This window comes from Mesorhizobium sp. M0833 (genome assembly GCF_040319905.1).
In the GTDB taxonomy this organism is placed as follows: Bacteria; Pseudomonadota; Alphaproteobacteria; order Rhizobiales; family Rhizobiaceae; genus Mesorhizobium.
This window is the reverse complement of the sequence record NZ_JAMYOQ010000088.1, coordinates 1-1,163: the sequence shown is the minus strand read 5'-3', so window position 1 is coordinate 1,163 and position 1,163 is coordinate 1. Positions and strand designations below refer to the sequence as shown.

At 62.7% G+C, this 1,163-nt stretch carries 1 protein-coding gene; it reads right to left on the bottom strand.

Going from position 1 to position 1,163, the window contains the following annotated elements; translation table 11 throughout:
• Positions 1-1,163: integrase core domain-containing protein (locus NKH98_RS32895; RefSeq protein ID WP_352904313.1), on the bottom strand; the 1,163-nt coding region annotated here is incomplete at both ends.

Below are 1,163 nucleotides of genomic sequence, written 5' to 3'. Positions count from 1 at the left end.
ATGGGTGACAACCTCGTGCCGAACGGGTTGTCGATGGTCTGCAAGGTTCTCTGTTCCAGGTCGATATATCCCAGATCATAGTGCATGAAGCTTACGAGCCAAATGCCGTCGTCGACCTCCTTTATTCCGAGCCTCTGACCGGCGAGCACGGTCGAGACGTTGATCTTCTTCCTCATCATGCAGATGCGGCCGCAGGCGGTGACCAGGATGTCCTTGTCATGGAGGGGATAGGTCAGCTCCGGCAGGCCGGAATACGGCCGTGAAGAGGGCGTGTAGAGTTCCGTCGGTAGCTTCATGGCCAACGCCTCATGCGGCCTTTCCTCGTTGAATTCGCTGATGAAAGCGTCAAATCTGGCCTGCTGTTGCAGGGCATTCATGCCCGGGGGCCGCGTGGTCTCCTGCTTCAAGGTGCGGTGCATGCGCTCGTGGCGGCCGTTCTGTTGCGGGTTGCCGGGCTTGATGCGCTCGATGGCAATGCCGAGCCTCAACCACCAGACCGACAGCTTCGACAGATTGTAGAGGCCGTTGGGGCTGGCGAAGGGGACCCCGTTGTCGCTTCGAATGGCGAGCGGCAGGCCGCGTTCCCTGAACAGCCGGACGAAGGCCTCGATGACCGGCGCTTCCCGTGTCGCTTCAAGCGCTTCGGCGAGAAGCAGGTAGCGCGAGGCCTGGTCGGTCACCGTCAGGGGGTAACAGTAGCGACCGTTGCCGAGCTTGAACTCGCCCTTGAAGTCAGCGCACCACAGATCGTTGGGGACGGCGGCCTGCGACAGCGGCGTGCCCATGGCCTTGTTCGCCCGGTTCCTCTTGCGGGCCTGGCTCACAAGGCCGTGGCGGTCGAGCACGGCATGCACCGTGCTCTTGGCCGGGATGCGCACATCGCCGGCGAGCTTCCTGATCAGCAGCTCCCTGATCTTCCTGGCGCCCCAGTGCGGCTTGTCGCGCTTGCTCTCGACGATCAGCCGCTCGATCTGCTCGGGCAGTTGGTTGGCATAGCGTACCGGCCGCCGCGAGCGGTCGCAAAGCGCCTCCAACCCCTCTTGCCTGTAGCGGTTGAATATCTTGTAGCCGGTCTTGCGCGAGATCCCGAACTCCCGGCACACCGCGCTCATGCCTTCTCCGTCGAGCAGGCGAGCCACAAAGCGAAGACGTTCCTCCATCAC